A 14,773-nucleotide genomic window follows, 5' to 3' on the forward strand; every position below is an offset into this window, starting at 1 on the left:
TCCCTCCTCACTTTTTTCCGTGCGGCTTGATATACACCGTTTTATACTCGGTATAAAAATCAATTGCCGTACTGCCTACTTCTCTAAATCCGCCAATTCCTGTACCCTTGATTCCGCCAAACGGAAATTGTGGCTCACTATAGGTAGAAGGCATATTGACATGGGTAAATCCTGCTTCAATTTCGTTGACAAACCTCATTGATTTTTCAAGATCATTGGTGAAAATCGTTGAAGATAAACCATATTCAACGTTGTTCGCCCATTCCATCGCCTGATCAAAATCTTCTGCTTCCATGACACTAATCACAGGTCCAAAGATTTCTTCTTGGGCAATCGTCATATCTGGCGTCATTTTTCTAAAAACAGTCGGGGCAACGAAATAGCCATGAGCACAATCTCCGTCTGTTAACCGTTCTCCCCCAGTTACTAACACACCGTTTTCTTTTTTAGCTATCTCGATATAATTTAAAACACTTTCCATCGAACCTTGATCAATCACTGGTCCCATCTGAGTTCCTTCCTGAATCGGATTCCCAACGTTCAGATTCTCGACCTTCTTTTTAATGAGGGCAATAAATTCTTCCGCAATTGACTTTAGGACAATAATCCTGCTGGTTGCCGTACAACGCTGGCCACTCTCACCGAACCCACCAGCAATCGCATGGTCCGTTGCAAGTTCCAAATCGGCATCTTCTAGCACGACAAATGGGTTTTTCCCTCCCATTTCAGCTTGGAAGCGTGCACCGCGCTTAGCAACGAGTTGATTAATTCCTAAGCCTACCCCGTTTGAACCCGTAAACGAGATCGCTTTTATATCAGGATGGTTGGCAATCGCATTTCCGACAGCTGATCCAGGTCCAGTCACAAAGTTGACGACACCTGCAGGCAATCCAACTGCCCGGTATGCTTCCACTAACCATAGACTGACGATTGGTGTTTGGCTGGAAGGCTTAAAGACGACCGTACAACCGCAGGAAAGAGCGGTAGCAATTTTCCAAGCGGCAATCGCAAGTGGCACATTCCAAGGAGTAATAATTCCAACTACCCCTATTGCCTCACGCTTCGTATAACCAATTACTTCTTTATCCCAAGAGGGAATCGTTTCACCAGTTAAACGTTCCGCTTCCCCAGCAAGATACCTCATGGCTCGAATGGTTCGAACCACTTCTGCTTTGGCATCGGCATATGATTTACCAACTTCTAAGATTAGTTGTTTAATAAACTCTTCTGAGCGTTCTTCAATATATCCGGCGGCTCGTAAAATATATTGGCCGCGTTCAGGAGCAGCTTCGGTGCGCCATGTTTTCAATGCTTTCTTTGCTGCTTCAACAGCCTCTATCACATCTTGCTCACCGGATTGTTGGCAGATGCCTAGTTCCATTCTTGTATCTGCGGGATTCGTTACGACAAACGTCTTGCCAGTTGAAGCTTCTGTCCAGTTTTCACCAATAAGATTTTTAGAAATTTTTGTTTTTTCTGAAACTTCCATGCGTGAGTCCCCTCCAATGCTTACTGTTTCTTCAGTGATGACCAATTCTGCGCCTGGTCATTTGTCTAAATATTCTTAAATTAATAGTATGATATCAAAAACTCAATGTCAATACTATTGATTGCATTTTATTATATCTTTAATTAAACCAAAATATTATTAGTAATAAATGATATCTAGTAAAAGTTAAGATATCCCACTTTTTTTTCATCTTTTTCATAGTTTTTTGGCCGATTCATTGTTCTTCAATTTATTTTTTGTGAAAATTTTTGTAAAATAAAGATAGATCTAATTCCGTATTTAAATATCAGAGAGAAGTGACATAGATTGAAAAGGAATGAATTAGAAGCCAACATTAAATCAATAGAAGAAAAAGTGGCGGACTACCAGCAAGAGCTAATAAAATTGCGTGAGCAACTTCATGCACTAGATGAGCAGGAAATAGAGCGAGAGAAGTTCGTTTCCTCAAAGGAAATCGTGGATTTAATAGATAAGAAGGTCGGTAAAAAAGTAAATATGTCCACGATCAAAAGATGGGCGGATGAAGGCTATTTAGGAGAAGTGATCGATGAGAAAGAACGCTTTTGGGCGTTGCATTCGAAACAAGGAAAGAAAAGATTCTTGTATCCCAAAGTTCAGGCCCTCTCTTTTTTATATGAAAAGGGACTTTTGCTTCCAGAATTTGAAACACTTGATCGTGTCCAGATGATTGATGGTGATTCCTCTACCGTGATTGGAATCGTCATTACCTGTGATTTAAAAGATGGAGAGTTTCTCTATAACATCCAAGTCGAGGGAACGTTTGACATCATCCAAGCGGTAAAAGAAAGCAGGTTAACACTAGTAAGCGGGGAGCTGAAAGAATCGTGAAGGCAAAAATCAGGCTTGAAAATACCGTAGCCAACCAGGAATTGGCTCGTAAAATTAGAGAGGCCAACCGATTGGCCGAAAATACGATTGATATCTCTTTTAAGGACGACCTTTCCGAAATCTTTTTCGAAGGCGAACGGATTGTAATACCAGAAAAATCCTGGTTCGAGGAGAGTATGCTGGTTAAAGGTCAAGCAAAAGAAAAAGACAAGGGCATCGAGATTTTCCCGCAAGATAAAGGCAAAACAGTCAATCTTCACTTAGATGCCGAATTAGTCTCGGAATTAAACGAAATCAAAAATCATACGATGAGCAAAACCCAACATGATCTCATCCTTGAGCTGTTTAAGAAAGGGTTGGATCAGTATAATAAGGAGAAAAAATAATAATAGCTGATGGGATCGTTGAATATTAGATTTATGATCGTCCTTCACTGCGTTAGTGAAGGACATTTTTAATTTTACACATGGATTAGCTCCCGGTAATGAGCGGACAGTCTGGGTCACTTGCCCATTCATTCATCGATCCATCATAAACAGCAACATTCTTTTGTCCCAGTTTATTTAAGATCAGTGCATTCCAAGTGGCAGCGATTCCACCCCCACAGTAGGTAATGACTTTTTTATTTGGATCGAGCGCTCCCACTTTTTCAAATGATTCTCTTAGCCTTGAATCATCAAATACTTCCCTTGTTTTTTCATCTGCATGGTTTCCAAAAAATACATTAACACTGTTCGGAATATGGCCTTTACGTGGGTATGTATTCGTTTCTCCCTTAAAATCGGCTGGCGACAAACTGTTTATCAGTACAACATTTTCGTCATTCATCGCTTTTTTTACATCTTCTTTCGTTGCCAATAAATTGGGTCGGCGTTCACCGGTAAAATGTGCACGTGGATAATGACCAGCTTCCGTTGAAACCGACCTTCCTTCGTCCTTCCATTTTTGAAAGCCGCCTTCAAGCACAGAAATATCATCAAAACCTTCATATCTAAGTTGCCATGCTAGGCGCGATGCCCACTGAGCAGCTACTACAGGACTGCCTACCATTGCACCTTGATCGTAAATAACCACATATGTCCCTTCTCCAACCCCTAGTTCTTCCATTACTCTTACAAACTGTTCACGAGGCGGAACTGTAAAAGGAAGCTTGCCATTAGGGTCTGATAAATCTTTCAATAAATCAGCAAATACGGCACCAGGAATATGGCCTTCATTATACGCATCTCTCCCAGACCAAACACCTACATCCCCTTCCTTATCAGGTATTTTCAGAAAGGTCGTTGCATCTAATAGTCTTAACTTAGGATCATCCAATCTTTCGGACAACCAATTGGTATCAACAATGTACGGATTATTGCTCACTATTTTCACTCCTTGTTTTGATCAGAATAAAAACTTTCCTATATTAACCATACCCTAAAGATTCTAATCCATATACATATTAGATATCTATCCAATGAAAGCTGAGATGCAGCATTTGGCAGCAAACGGAGCACTTAGCGAGTAAACCTCGATTGGAATGGGACAGGATGAATAGCCTAAAAAAAGCAGGCAACCATATTGGATTTTGCCCTGTTTTTTTGTAATACCTACTGCCTTCTTTAACACTTAACAATAGACGGAAAAGTTCCGCTTACTTAGTAATCTGCTTTAAAATTAGCTTAAATAAGCGGAGAAATTCCGGCTATCAACTCGAAAAACCTGAAAATAAGGGATTTTCATTGTCATAGTCGGAAAACCTCCCCTTATTTCGCCTAATACGAGCCCCATTATGCATTTAACCGGAAAATCTCCGGTTATTTTATTTTCGCTAGTTACTATATTTTATATCAATGGCGCGCAACCTTATCCCTACAACTCTTCCTAATAATAAAATTTAGCTTTCCTTGTTAACGGAACAGAGCTCTGGAAGTTATGCATTGATTTTGGAAGGTTATTGATTGATTCACAGAAAATATGCATTGATTATTCGTAGTTATGGATTGATTATTTGAAGTTATTGAAAAAATCGCGTCTAAATTGTGACACTAGGAGATATTGGTCACACTAAAACTCTTCTACTTGAATGGGAACAGAATAAATAACAAGTAAAAAGGATGAAACCGCAATGGCTTCATCCTCTTTCCGTTTCACACATTTAATGACCTTAGTTATTGCCGTTCCCATTCCCTTTATTCTCGTGATTTTTTTTATTTTCTGCATTGTTATTTTTGCCATTTTGTTTTTGTTCGTTCGCTTGTTGTTTTCGTTCTTCTTTTTTCACTTGAGCTTCTTGCTTTTTCGCTTCAGCTTGGGCACGTTTTTCTTCGACTTTTTGTTTGTTTTCAGCAGCTGGAGTTGCGATTACTGGTTGTGCTTCTTCAGTAGTTTCTTCTTCAACAGTATCAGCAACGACTGGTTCTGTTTCCTCAATTATTTGTTCAACAACCGTTTCTTCTACTGGCTCTTCTACTTCCTCTTCACTTTCATCCGTCGCTACTTTAGCAGCTTTCTTCTCAAGCTTTGAGAGCTTTTTATCTAATTTAGCAAAAGACTTTTCAATATTCTTCCTAAGAGCTTGTTGAGCTCTCGGATTCTTCACATGAGCTAATGCTGCAGATAATGCGTCAATGTTATTCGCGAGCTTCACTTCGACAACATCTTCCTCCGTATCTTCAGCTACGATACCTTCTTCATCTTCTACAACTACCCCTTCTACTTCTGCAACTTCTGATTCCGGCTCTCCAGAAACAGCTAGGTTTTCAGCCGCTTCTTCTTGGGTAGCAATAGCTTCTCTTAATAATTCCTCTGCTTCCTCTGTTTGGCCGTTAGCAAATAATACATTCGCTTCAGCAATTCGTTCTGCTGCGAAATTTGCTAATAGACGAGCTTCTTTATAGTCATCAAACGAGACAGCAAGCCTTACTTTCTCCATCATGATCTTTACAAAATAGAAGAAATCGCCTGGAACTAAAGCTGGCTCCTCTTCCTGAACATCTTCTTCCGTTGAAGCATCTTCAGTTGTAGTCGTTTCTTCTACTTCTTCATCGGTAGGCAGATTTTCTTCCACTTCAGTCGCAGGAATTGTCTCTTCATCTAGAACTGGTGCCTGCTCCAAAGTTGTTACGGTTTCTTCTGCTACAGTTGTTTCCGCTTGTTCAACTACATCCTCATTTGCAAAAACAGCTGGTGTTGCTAATGAAAGAATAAGTGCAGATGCGACTGTGCCGCTAATAATAGATTTCTTCAACTTCATGTTTTAGTTCCCCCTAAATTGATATCCTCTAAAACATTCGAAGGAGATTGACAGGGTCTGTCCGTATTTGAAAAAGTGATTCTATTTGTAAATCATCTGTTACTAACCCTTCATACACCTATAAAACAAAGTATGTCTTAGCAAACATTGTTGCAATGGTTTCATTGTTTGGTGAAAGAGGACTTGGTATGAAACCGGTTGATTGGAGCGGAAGGCGCTTGACTCCTGCGGGAGCAGCGGGACAGGTGAGACCCCACAGGAGCGCAAGCGACGAGGAGGCTCACCGCCCGCCCCGCGGAAAGCAAGCGCCTGGAGCAGAAATCAACATTCCTTGTTCAGTAGAAGAAAACAGTTAACAAAAAAAAGCACCAACTTCTGTTATGAAATCGGCACTTTGTTATTGACTATACGTTACCGTGACGCTTTTGGTGGTTGGCACACGTCACATTTACGTTGGTTATTGTTTTTAAATTTCGTAAATGTTTTTTCGAAATTACTTCCACACGCACATTTGAATAGTAATTTTTGAGAAAAACCGTGATATTCTGTCGATAGCAATTTACTTTCTGAATTTTTCTCAACAAATTCTTTGATTTTATCGATTGTCCATCGTTTATTCATTGTTTGACACCTCCATATTGTCTCGCTAGCCGGAGGCTTTTCGAGCTTCCGTTCAATCCTGAGCAAAAATCTTTATCTAAGTAAATGATTATACCATATGCCCGTACACAAATCGACCGGCCATTTGAACTCACGAATTTTTCCGTATTCATGAAAAAAGCCTCAGCTTTCGCTGAGACTTTTAGTAAAGATTATCTTACCTGCCCGTTGCCAGACATTAGATATTTTCTTGTCGTTAAGGCTGGCAATCCCATTGGTCCCCTTGCATGAAGCTTTTGGGTTGAGATTCCGATTTCGGCACCAAATCCGAGTGCGCCTCCGTCAGTAAATCTTGTCGATGCATTATGGTAAAGAGCTGCTGCATCCACCAACTGCATAAACTTCTTAGCCGTATCACTATTCTCAGTAATAATTGCTTCAGAATGCTTTGTACCATATTCATCGATATGATCAATCGCCTCTTCCAAGTTACTTACCGTCTTCACCGCTAAATCAAGACTAAGATATTCATTCGCCCAATCACTTTCTGTCGCAGGCTGAACATCCGGAAGCAAGCTAGCCGCTGCTTCATCCCCATGAAGCGTGATTCCGTTCTTTTGCAACGCGTCAGCTAGTAAACTATGATTCTTCTTCAACCATTCTTCATGAACAATCAAAGTTTCTGCTGCATTACAAACGGCTGGGCGGTCTGTTTTAGCGTTAATCAGAATTTCAATCGCCTTCTCTACATCTGCTACACGGTCCACATAAATATGGCAATTCCCAACACCCGTTTCAAGGACGGGAACGGTCGCATTTTCTACGACGGCATTAATCAGTGATGCTCCACCTCTTGGAATTAAAACATCAATATGCTCTTTCATCGTAAATAGCTGCTGAGTGGCTTCCCTGTCGATACTGTCAATAAACTGAACAGCCTCTTTTGGAATCGACGTTAGAGCTAGGGCGCGATGAATAATCTCCACAATCGCCTTGTTCGAATTTAGTGCGGAAGATCCACCTTTTAGCACAATCGAATTACCCGATTTTAATGCCAAACCAGCTGCATCTGCCGTCACATTCGGACGTGCTTCATAAATCATCCCAATCACACCTAGAGGAACACGGACTTCTTCTACCTTTAAGCCATTCTCGAGCGTCCATCCTGACATCACATCGCCAATCGGATCAGGAAGTTCCGCGACTTGACGTAGCCCTTCGGCAAAATCAAAAATCCTGTCCTTATTAAGAGAAAGACGATCCATAAACGCCTGTTCAAATCCTTTTTCTTCTCCGTTTTTTAAATCAATCAGATTAGCTGTAATAATTGACTGATAATCCTTTTCCAATGCATCGGCAACCGTAAGCAAGGCTTGGTTTTTCTCCTCTGTTGTGAGGATGCCAAGTGTTTTTGCCGCCTTTTTTGCCTTCTTTGCCTGTTCTTCTACTGTAATCACTGTTGATACTGTCGTCATTAAACCCCTCCTAAAATAGTTGTTTTAACCGAGCGCTGATAATTTAAAATCAAGGGAGCATACAAATGTCTCTTTTGCAATTGCTGGTTCAAGCTCGTTTTCATTTTCTTCAACATCTTCATTCAATTGTTTCGTTGAAAAATTCACTCTACCGAGGCCAATTTCGTTTCCGTCCTCATCAATAATTCGAACCACGGCACCGTCCTTGAACTCACCCTTTACATCCTCGATATCGAATCGGTAGAGATCCTCGTGGTTGTCAATAATCGCTTTTTTACCATGGGAATTAACAGTGACTTTCCCTTCTGGACCTGAGTGAAAAGCAATCCATTGCTGTTTATTATCCAAATTGAGGGCGTCCGGTTCCTGTTCAAAATAAGTCCCTTTGGCCTTACCGGCTACGGCATCAATGAGCATATCCTCACATCCGGCTTTCCCTAAGAAGGAATCAATTCCAGCCGCCATTGCGATTTCCACAGCCTTGATCTTTGATTTCATGCCACCAGTTCCAACGGCACTTCCTGACCCACCAGCTGCCGCTTCAATCTCAGGTGTAATGCTATGGACTTTTTCCAAAAGCTTTGCATCCGGATTCTCATTTGGATTGCTGTCATATAGGCCATCTATATCTGACAAGATGATGAGCATATCCGCATCAATTAGACCAGCAACCTTTGCGGAGAGCGTATCATTGTCACCAAATCTCAATCGGTCAACCGTGACCGTATCATTTTCGTTAATGATTGGGATGATTCCTCGTTCTAGCAGGACATTCATTGTGTTTTGCATATTTTCAAAACGGTTTTCATTGGCGAAGTCGCTTCTTGTGATTAAAATTTGGGAAGCCACATACCCGTGAGATAAAAAGAGTTCTGAATAAGATTCCATTAATAGACCCTGGCCAATGGATGCTGCAGCCTGCTTTTCTGGGAGTGAAGTTGGTCGCTCGATGCATCCAAGTTTTCGATAACCTGCTGCTACCGCACCGGAAGAAACCACGGCTGTTTCATAGCCTGCATCCTTCAATGCCACAATTTGCTCCGCAAAATTCTCGAGCTTTTTACGACTGATTTCCCCGTGCATACTAGTGAGTGAACTGCTTCCAATCTTAATGACAACTCTTTTTATCTGTTTTTCTGTCTTTAACATCTAATACCTCCTGTGTACAATCGCAGCTTGTTACCGTCTTAAGGTTTAACAGCTGCACCCTCAAGCTCTTTACTGATTTCTTTTGAGCGTTTCGCCGCATGCTGGACTGCCTGTGAAATGGCTTCCCCACCATTAAATCTGCTTAATGCCTCTAACCCTGAAGCAGTCGTACCATTAGGTGAAGTTACCTTTTCCCGCAGTGAAGATGGGGCTTCATTCTGGTTTAGGACCATTTTAGCCGCACCATAAATGGTCTGTGCCACCATTTTACGCACTGTTTCTTCATCGATTCCGTTCTCTACTCCAACACGTTCCATATGTTCCATTAAGTAATAGAAATATGCTGGACCACTTCCGGCTAATCCTGTAAACACATCCATCTGGTCTTCCTCTATGATATAAACCTGACCCATGCATCCAAGCAATTCTGTCGCCAGTTCAACATTTTCCTTCGTTGCATTTTTTCCGGCCACAACAGCGGTGGCGGATTCTTGAATCATACTTGATGTATTTGGCATCACACGGATCACTTGCTGGTCATCGTTTAGGTGCTGCTCCATAAACTCCGTGGTAATTCCAGCCAATACGGATAGAACGACCTGATTGGGTTTGAGTTTATCTTTTATCGAAGCAAGTGCTTCCTTAGCCCCTTTAGGCTTCATCGCTAAAATAAATAAGTCAATCTCTTCAAAAGGGAGTTCGCTCTGTGGCAATGCCTGCACCCCGTATTTTGTCCGAAGGTTCATCAGTCTGTCAGCATTGCTCTTGTTGGTTACATATACCTGACCTCCAAGCATTTTCTCAGCTGTTACAACCCCTGAAATCATGGACTCCGCCATAGACCCGGCTCCCAAAAAGGCAATCGTTTCATTGTCTAACATGCAAATCCTCCTAAGATGATTACAAACCATTTACAAAATTGTTCGCTTATTTTACAACGTTATCTATCGTAACACGCTGAGATACATATTCAAGGGGATATCGGAAATTGAGCAGGATAAAGGCGAGATAGTCAATGAAATGGTCAAATTGTGACCTGAGCAAACGCTCAGTCGCTCTCAGGATGAATAATCCTGTCTTAAGCGGGAATTTGCTAAAATGAGCTTTCCCCTTCGCTGATTGCCCTGCTAGTTTAGACAATATGTGACACGACCATTGGATTTGCCCTCCAAATATAGGAAATAGATGATGATCATAAAACGATACCTCGTCCATTAGGCATTCTTGATATACGTTTCCTCTATTCATACTGAAGGAAACAAAAAATGAATCATTGGAACTAGATATTTAAATAGGAAAGAACACCCACTCAAATAGCCCCTGAAATTTCCATGTTCGTTTTTATGACATACTTGTAGGATCTCCTCCAAAAAATCAGTATGATAATGGTAACCTCCTAAACACATAGAAACCATTCTAACTAATGATGATCCCAATTCTGTTGTTAGAGATGATTATTGCCCCTGGAGAATGGAAAGAAAGTCACGTGTAATGCCCACTTGCCATTGAAATGATTTAAAAAAGTTTCTATATCCAACACCTATTTTAGCCCCTGTATCAAATTTCCAATTTAAATTGTTTGAATATTTTAATAATAGTGGGTATAATAGAAAAAAGGTCAGGGAGTGATTTTAATGGAAAAGAAGTTGCTTAATTCACCAAAACCTAAAGTAAATGTGATTGATTCGCTATTTGCTGAGATGGTATTAGACACGGCACTGCTAAAGTTCCGGAAAGAGCAAATCCGTCAAAAAATTGACCAGTCCTTAACAGACAAAAACAAAAGTGAATTTCTACGATTAACAGAAGAATTAAAAAATATTTCCTAATGATGTCTCGGAATCGGAATATGAAAAAAAGAAGCCCCGTCTAAAAAAATTTAGATGGGGCTTCCTTTTTGTATTAGGCTGGTTAAACGTGTCAGTTGTTTTCCGCTCCAGGCGCTTGCTTTCCGCGGGGCGTGCGCTGAGCCTCCTCGTCGCTCGCGCTCCTGCGGGGTCTCACCTGTCCCGCTGCTCCCGCAGGAGTCAAGCGCCTTCCGCTCCAAACAACAGTTAGTAAAAATCAATCTGGGCCTTATATCCATTCCCGGTCAACATTCTTAACTATACTGAAGTATCAGCCTTATTTTTGACCTGTTTATTTTTCTTGTTTTTCTTCATTGCCTTGGTAATGTATCCACCTTTAAAATTACGAGGTTCATAAGATACGATAAAGGCGCTAGGCTCATAGGTACTAACAATCTTAATAAATTCCGCCTCACGGTCGCGTCTAGCGGTACAGTCCAGACGGTATCTACGAGCTTCGTGCATTCCTTGCACTTCTGCTGTGGAAACACTGAACCCTTCATCACGGAGATGACTAGTTAGCTCTTCATTTTTATTCATGATATTCACTTCAACTGTTACAAAGCCAATGGCCAGCTTTTGTTCTAAAATTTGACCGAGATATATACCTACACCGAATCCCAGTGCATAAGCTACCATATTCAAGTAATTCGAAAGATCACTAAAAACAATTCCAAGTGCGACCACGTAGATAATACCTTCGAGCATCCCGAGAGCCGCCGCTTTTTCCTTCATTCCCTTAACCATGGTTATCGTCCTCAATGTGAGCACCGGAACCAAAATCAGCTGGGCAACGAAAATAATGAGTGCTTGAATCATGTTCTCACCCTCTTCCTAAAAAGTTCAACCTATGTAGTGTAACAGGACTTGGTAGCAGAAATCCAGTCATTTCTTGTGGGAAATCCTATGACACTGATAATCTTGATTAAAACTACCTTCGAATCCTTCACTAAAAAATACTAAATCTGGTCATAAAGGAGTTCTCTTTCATTATTATCTCCAGTTATCGAAACATCCCCACTTAGCCGGAAGTTTCAATAAACTTTCACAAAATCAACGTTTCCTTTTTTTGTAAAACGATATACTAATATTGAAAGGAGGTTATCTAGATGTCATTCATTGATTTTGATGATTTTTACCGGATATGCAGCGATCGGAACAATGAGTGTAAACATGAAGAGGTGATTATCATTCGTCTGAAAAACCAGCCATCTCTAGACCAACAAAGTGAGGAAAAATCGTTACAATTGGGACCTTTTGGGACTCAAGCAAAAACAGACGGATTCACCGAAGATAAACATAGGTTCCTTATTTAGAAAATCCAAAGAACGGTAGGTATGGATATGAAATTCAGCCACGATGAAAAAAAATAACCTCCTTGTTTCCTAGAATCTCGGAAACGAAGAGGTTATTTTTTCATTACTCTACACTTTGAATTCTTTCAATGTAAGAGCCGTAACGCTCGGCATGCTTTTCATAAACTGGTTGGACTTTCTCGCGGAATGCCTCGATATCAAGGTCTTCTTCATTAATAATTTCCACTCCGTTATCAAGTAAGTTTTGTTTTTGTTCAGTTTCTAGATCTTGAGAAATTTGGCGTTGCTTTTGGGCGTACTCTTTCCCAAGATCAAGGATGACTTTTTGAACATCTTCAGGCATGGAGTCCAAAAGTTCTTCATTGATGACTAGTGTCGCAGAAGCATAGTATAGTCCTACTTCAGAGAAATACTTTGATTGTTCATAGACATTCGTACTCCAATAGACACCTGTTGAAAAATCGGATCCATCGATGACACCTTGTTGTAAGCCACTATATACTTCAGGGAACGCCATTGGTGTAGCGTTTGTTCCTAGAGCGCTGTAAGTATCTAAGAGAAGCTCACTTTCAATCGTTCTCATTTTTAACCCATTTAGATCATCCGGTGTCTTAATCGGATGCTGGCTATTGGCTAGATGGCGTTGGCCATTTTCCCAAAAAGCAATTCCTTTAAAACCGGCTTCGGACATTTTATCTAAAAGCTCTTGCCCGACTTCCCCATCTAGCGTTTTATACGCATGATCTAAATCCCTAAATAAAAACGGAAATTCGATAACAGTTACTTCTGGAACAAAGTTTGTCACAACACCTGTTGTAATCAAACTCATATCTAGCGTACCTAATTGGATTCCTTCTAATAACTCACGCTCGCCGCCTAATGAGCCATTTCCGAAAATCTCAAATTCAACCTGACCATCTGTGGCTTCTTCCACCGCATTGGCATATTCCTCAAAACCAATCGCATAAGCCTGACCATCTGGCGAAATATGTCCCACTTTAATTTTTATCACATCTTTATTTTCTTCTGCCGGAGTATCTGCTTTCGCTTCTTTTGTTGATGCTTTTTCCGTTCCCCCACATGCTGTCAGCATCATTAAACACAGCGCAGTGAAAAGAACCGCTAGTAAATGTTTCCCCTTCATTATGTATTCCCCCTATTTTGTCATTCACCTAAAACAGTTTTATAACACTTTAACGCTTAAAAGCGTCTAAGTATTAAGTTGTTGTTATTATAAACCATAATTAACATATTTGCACTTAAAATTTAAACTTTTTAATATTTTCAGATAAAAACAATCAAAATAAAAGGTGTTCCCACGGCAGAGGTACCATTGGAGAACACCTTTCTACCTTATCATCTCATTTTAAAATTATTTTTTTGTTTTTATACGTAATTGATTCCGGCAAATTTAATATTGTCTACGATAAAGGTTCACGACATTGTCACTAGTGGAAGTTATATTCCTTTTAATAAAAACATCTAATTGTCTTTCCCTCTGCATATAAATTCTCCAAGGAGGGGATTTATGTGTTAGGGCTATGGTTAACAACTATCGGCGCGATGGCCATTTTTTTCGCGACACTGTACTTCTTCTTTCTAGTTATTAGGGATGCGGTAAACGCAGAAGACTCAAAGGTTATTGATAAACTACCTGAAAAAGAGTCGAGTCAGCAAAAGCAATTTTCATGAAACGACAGAAAAAGAGGCCTTCTCACCGTTGAGAAGGCCCTATCTATGGACGAGGCGATTGCCCATCCTATTCCTTTCATCGACTTATTTCCGGATAAAGAGGGATTTCCCGCTCCTCCCCTATTCCCGAATGAACCACACTTTTGAAATAAGCTGATCTTCCACCTCATAAATTGCCATTAGACTGGTACTTTCCCCGGTGAGTCCATTTGTGGCAATTTCCCAATCAATGACCTTATTGCCAACAATGGAGCGATTTTTTATTTCGGCATGCATCTTCTTTTTAAAAGTCTCACGATAACGTTCAATGAGTTCCTGTTTGCCGCTTAATGTAATCGTATTATCCGGAAAATTGTGGACGGTGATGTCGTCTGCATATGTACTCGCAAAGCCCTCTAGATCTTGGCTATTATAATATTCGATTTGCTGCTGAACGATTGTTTCAATCATACGTTTTCAACCCTTTCATTTATCCTCGATACTATTCTCTACTTAAGTTTTTTCCTGGTCAAGTGTATTCAAAAAAGAAGGAGCTCCCGTATAATACAGGGTAACTCCTCCTTTTTATCTAATCAATCTGTTTAAAGTCTTCCATGAGGACGGCCAGCAATCCCTTGCTTCCTGCCGCTAGCATTTGGTCCTTCGACACAGGGCGTTTTTCTTCTTTTCTAGGCTCAATTCCATTTCGATAGACATACTTTCGTCGTAGGATGCCCTTTTGCTGGTTATAATAAAGAACAAATCGTTTTAAATTCGATTTCATATCGGTATTTTTCCAATTAATATAAAAGGACTTTTGGTTTTCCCATTCATTAACAGAAATCATGGAATGAAGTAAACTTAGTTGTAAAATGTTAAAGTCATTATTAAAGACTTTCACTTCTCTTTCAATGGTTACTTTCGGCTGCTCCACCGACGGTAGGTTTTCATCTGTCACACCATATTCCTTAAGCTTTTCAATCAGTTCATTATAAGTAATGATATAAATCCTCTCCCCCGCTTTGATTTTTACCATTGACTGCAACTATAGTTTTGCCTTATTAAGTAAATACAATGATAAATTTTTTGGCCGTGTTCAATGAGTGGTCGATTTCCGC

The 14,773-nt window shown here is 40.4% G+C and carries 17 protein-coding genes; 5 read left to right on the forward strand and 12 right to left on the reverse strand.

The features are described from left to right. Nucleotides 1-7: 7 nt before the first annotated feature. Nucleotides 8-1,489 carry an aldehyde dehydrogenase family protein gene (locus tag BMX30_RS08350; protein WP_090743617.1) on the reverse strand — a complete coding sequence of 494 codons (1,482 nt, stop codon included), beginning with the start codon at nt 1,487-1,489 and terminating at the stop codon, nt 8-10. 327 nt (nt 1,490-1,816) lie between these two features. Here BMX30_RS08350 and BMX30_RS08355 point away from each other — a divergent pair, with 327 nt between their 5' ends. Together BMX30_RS08355 and BMX30_RS08360 are read left to right on the forward strand one after the other, a co-directional pair. Then, nucleotides 1,817-2,359, forward strand: coding sequence for a hypothetical protein (locus BMX30_RS08355; RefSeq protein WP_090743620.1), 543 nt, complete (start codon nt 1,817-1,819; stop codon nt 2,357-2,359). Beyond that, nucleotides 2,356-2,745 carry a hypothetical protein gene (locus BMX30_RS08360; protein WP_090743623.1) on the forward strand — a complete coding sequence of 130 codons (390 nt, stop codon included), beginning with the start codon at nt 2,356-2,358 and terminating at the stop codon, nt 2,743-2,745. The genes BMX30_RS08355 and BMX30_RS08360 overlap by 4 nt, the downstream gene beginning before the upstream one ends. Before the next feature lie 85 nt (nt 2,746-2,830). Here the strand turns inward: BMX30_RS08360 and BMX30_RS08365 are convergent, their stop codons facing one another. The 6 genes from BMX30_RS08365 to proC all read right to left on the reverse strand — a co-directional run bounded on the left by BMX30_RS08365 (nt 2,831) and on the right by proC (nt 9,702). Further along, on the reverse strand, nt 2,831-3,724 hold the full coding sequence (locus BMX30_RS08365; protein ID WP_090743626.1) for a sulfurtransferase: 894 nt from the start codon (nt 3,722-3,724) through the stop codon (nt 2,831-2,833). Nucleotides 3,725-4,508: 784 nt separating this feature from the next. Next, entirely contained in the window at nt 4,509-5,597 is a 1,089-nt protein-coding gene (locus BMX30_RS08370; protein WP_090743629.1) for a DUF5667 domain-containing protein, read from the reverse strand. 411 nt (nt 5,598-6,008) lie between these two features. Continuing rightward, entirely contained in the window at nt 6,009-6,218 is a 210-nt protein-coding gene (locus tag BMX30_RS23875; RefSeq protein WP_090743632.1) for a hypothetical protein, read from the reverse strand. Between the two features lie 191 nt (nt 6,219-6,409). Continuing rightward, a complete protein-coding gene (locus BMX30_RS08380) occupies nt 6,410-7,672 on the reverse strand; it encodes a glutamate-5-semialdehyde dehydrogenase (protein WP_090743634.1) in 1,263 nt (420 codons plus the stop codon). Between the two features lie 24 nt (nt 7,673-7,696). Further along, a complete protein-coding gene (proB, locus tag BMX30_RS08385) occupies nt 7,697-8,821 on the reverse strand; it encodes a glutamate 5-kinase (protein WP_090743637.1) in 1,125 nt (374 codons plus the stop codon). 38 nt (nt 8,822-8,859) lie between these two features. Continuing rightward, nucleotides 8,860-9,702 carry a pyrroline-5-carboxylate reductase gene (proC, locus tag BMX30_RS08390; protein WP_090743640.1) on the reverse strand — a complete coding sequence of 281 codons (843 nt, stop codon included), beginning with the start codon at nt 9,700-9,702 and terminating at the stop codon, nt 8,860-8,862. Nucleotides 9,703-10,455: 753 nt separating this feature from the next. On the opposite strand from proC, the gene BMX30_RS08400 reads away from it, so the two are divergent. Further along, entirely contained in the window at nt 10,456-10,650 is a 195-nt protein-coding gene (locus BMX30_RS08400; protein ID WP_090743648.1) for an IDEAL domain-containing protein, read from the forward strand. A 50-nt stretch (nt 10,651-10,700) separates the two neighbouring features. Here BMX30_RS08400 and BMX30_RS23880 read toward each other — a convergent pair whose 3' ends face one another. Further along, nucleotides 10,701-10,907, reverse strand: coding sequence for a hypothetical protein (locus tag BMX30_RS23880; RefSeq protein ID WP_090743651.1), 207 nt, complete (start codon nt 10,905-10,907; stop codon nt 10,701-10,703). Between the two features lie 19 nt (nt 10,908-10,926). Then, complete coding sequence (locus BMX30_RS08410) at nt 10,927-11,487, reverse strand: DUF2179 domain-containing protein (protein WP_090743654.1); 561 nt, start codon at nt 11,485-11,487, stop codon at nt 10,927-10,929. A gap of 290 nt (nt 11,488-11,777) precedes the next feature. Between BMX30_RS08410 and BMX30_RS08415 the strand changes: the two genes are divergently transcribed. Beyond that, on the forward strand, nt 11,778-11,984 hold the full coding sequence (locus BMX30_RS08415; protein ID WP_090743658.1) for a hypothetical protein: 207 nt from the start codon (nt 11,778-11,780) through the stop codon (nt 11,982-11,984). 103 nt (nt 11,985-12,087) lie between these two features. Here the strand turns inward: BMX30_RS08415 and dctP are convergent, their stop codons facing one another. Further along, a complete protein-coding gene (dctP, locus tag BMX30_RS08420; RefSeq protein ID WP_090743661.1) occupies nt 12,088-13,128 on the reverse strand; it encodes a TRAP transporter substrate-binding protein DctP in 1,041 nt (346 codons plus the stop codon). A 386-nt stretch (nt 13,129-13,514) separates the two neighbouring features. On the opposite strand from dctP, the gene BMX30_RS23490 reads away from it, so the two are divergent. Next, nucleotides 13,515-13,676, forward strand: coding sequence for a hypothetical protein (locus BMX30_RS23490; protein ID WP_170843830.1), 162 nt, complete (start codon nt 13,515-13,517; stop codon nt 13,674-13,676). Between the two features lie 120 nt (nt 13,677-13,796). Here the strand turns inward: BMX30_RS23490 and BMX30_RS08425 are convergent, their stop codons facing one another. After that, a complete protein-coding gene (locus BMX30_RS08425; protein WP_090743664.1) occupies nt 13,797-14,126 on the reverse strand; it encodes a nuclear transport factor 2 family protein in 330 nt (109 codons plus the stop codon). 118 nt (nt 14,127-14,244) lie between these two features. Continuing rightward, nucleotides 14,245-14,691, reverse strand: coding sequence for a hypothetical protein (locus tag BMX30_RS08430; protein ID WP_090743666.1), 447 nt, complete (start codon nt 14,689-14,691; stop codon nt 14,245-14,247). Nucleotides 14,692-14,773 lie beyond the last annotated feature (82 nt).

It is taken from the genome of Mesobacillus persicus, assembly GCF_900109925.1.
In the GTDB taxonomy this organism is placed as follows: Bacteria; Bacillota; Bacilli; order Bacillales; family Cytobacillaceae; genus Mesobacillus_B; species Mesobacillus_B persicus.

Bases quoted from the DNA above. Each gene is read 5' to 3' on its own strand.
- BMX30_RS08350 (WP_090743617.1), bottom strand. From the start codon at position 1,489: ATGGAAGTTTCAGAAAAAACAAAAATTTCTAAAAATCTTATTGGTGAA.
- BMX30_RS08370 (WP_090743629.1), bottom strand. From the start codon at position 5,597: ATGAAGTTGAAGAAATCTATTATTAGCGGCACAGTCGCATCTGCACTT.
- BMX30_RS23875 (WP_090743632.1), bottom strand. From the start codon at position 6,218: ATGAATAAACGATGGACAATCGATAAAATCAAAGAATTTGTTGAGAAA.
- BMX30_RS08380 (WP_090743634.1), bottom strand. From the start codon at position 7,672: ATGACGACAGTATCAACAGTGATTACAGTAGAAGAACAGGCAAAGAAG.
- proB (WP_090743637.1), bottom strand. From the start codon at position 8,821: ATGTTAAAGACAGAAAAACAGATAAAAAGAGTTGTCATTAAGATTGGA.
- proC (WP_090743640.1), bottom strand. From the start codon at position 9,702: ATGTTAGACAATGAAACGATTGCCTTTTTGGGAGCCGGGTCTATGGCG.
- BMX30_RS08400 (WP_090743648.1), top strand. From the start codon at position 10,456: ATGGAAAAGAAGTTGCTTAATTCACCAAAACCTAAAGTAAATGTGATT.
- BMX30_RS23880 (WP_090743651.1), bottom strand. From the start codon at position 10,907: ATGGATATAAGGCCCAGATTGATTTTTACTAACTGTTGTTTGGAGCGG.
- BMX30_RS08410 (WP_090743654.1), bottom strand. From the start codon at position 11,487: ATGATTCAAGCACTCATTATTTTCGTTGCCCAGCTGATTTTGGTTCCG.
- BMX30_RS08415 (WP_090743658.1), top strand. From the start codon at position 11,778: ATGTCATTCATTGATTTTGATGATTTTTACCGGATATGCAGCGATCGG.
- dctP (WP_090743661.1), bottom strand. From the start codon at position 13,128: ATGAAGGGGAAACATTTACTAGCGGTTCTTTTCACTGCGCTGTGTTTA.
- BMX30_RS08425 (WP_090743664.1), bottom strand. From the start codon at position 14,126: ATGATTGAAACAATCGTTCAGCAGCAAATCGAATATTATAATAGCCAA.
- BMX30_RS08430 (WP_090743666.1), bottom strand. From the start codon at position 14,691: ATGGTAAAAATCAAAGCGGGGGAGAGGATTTATATCATTACTTATAAT.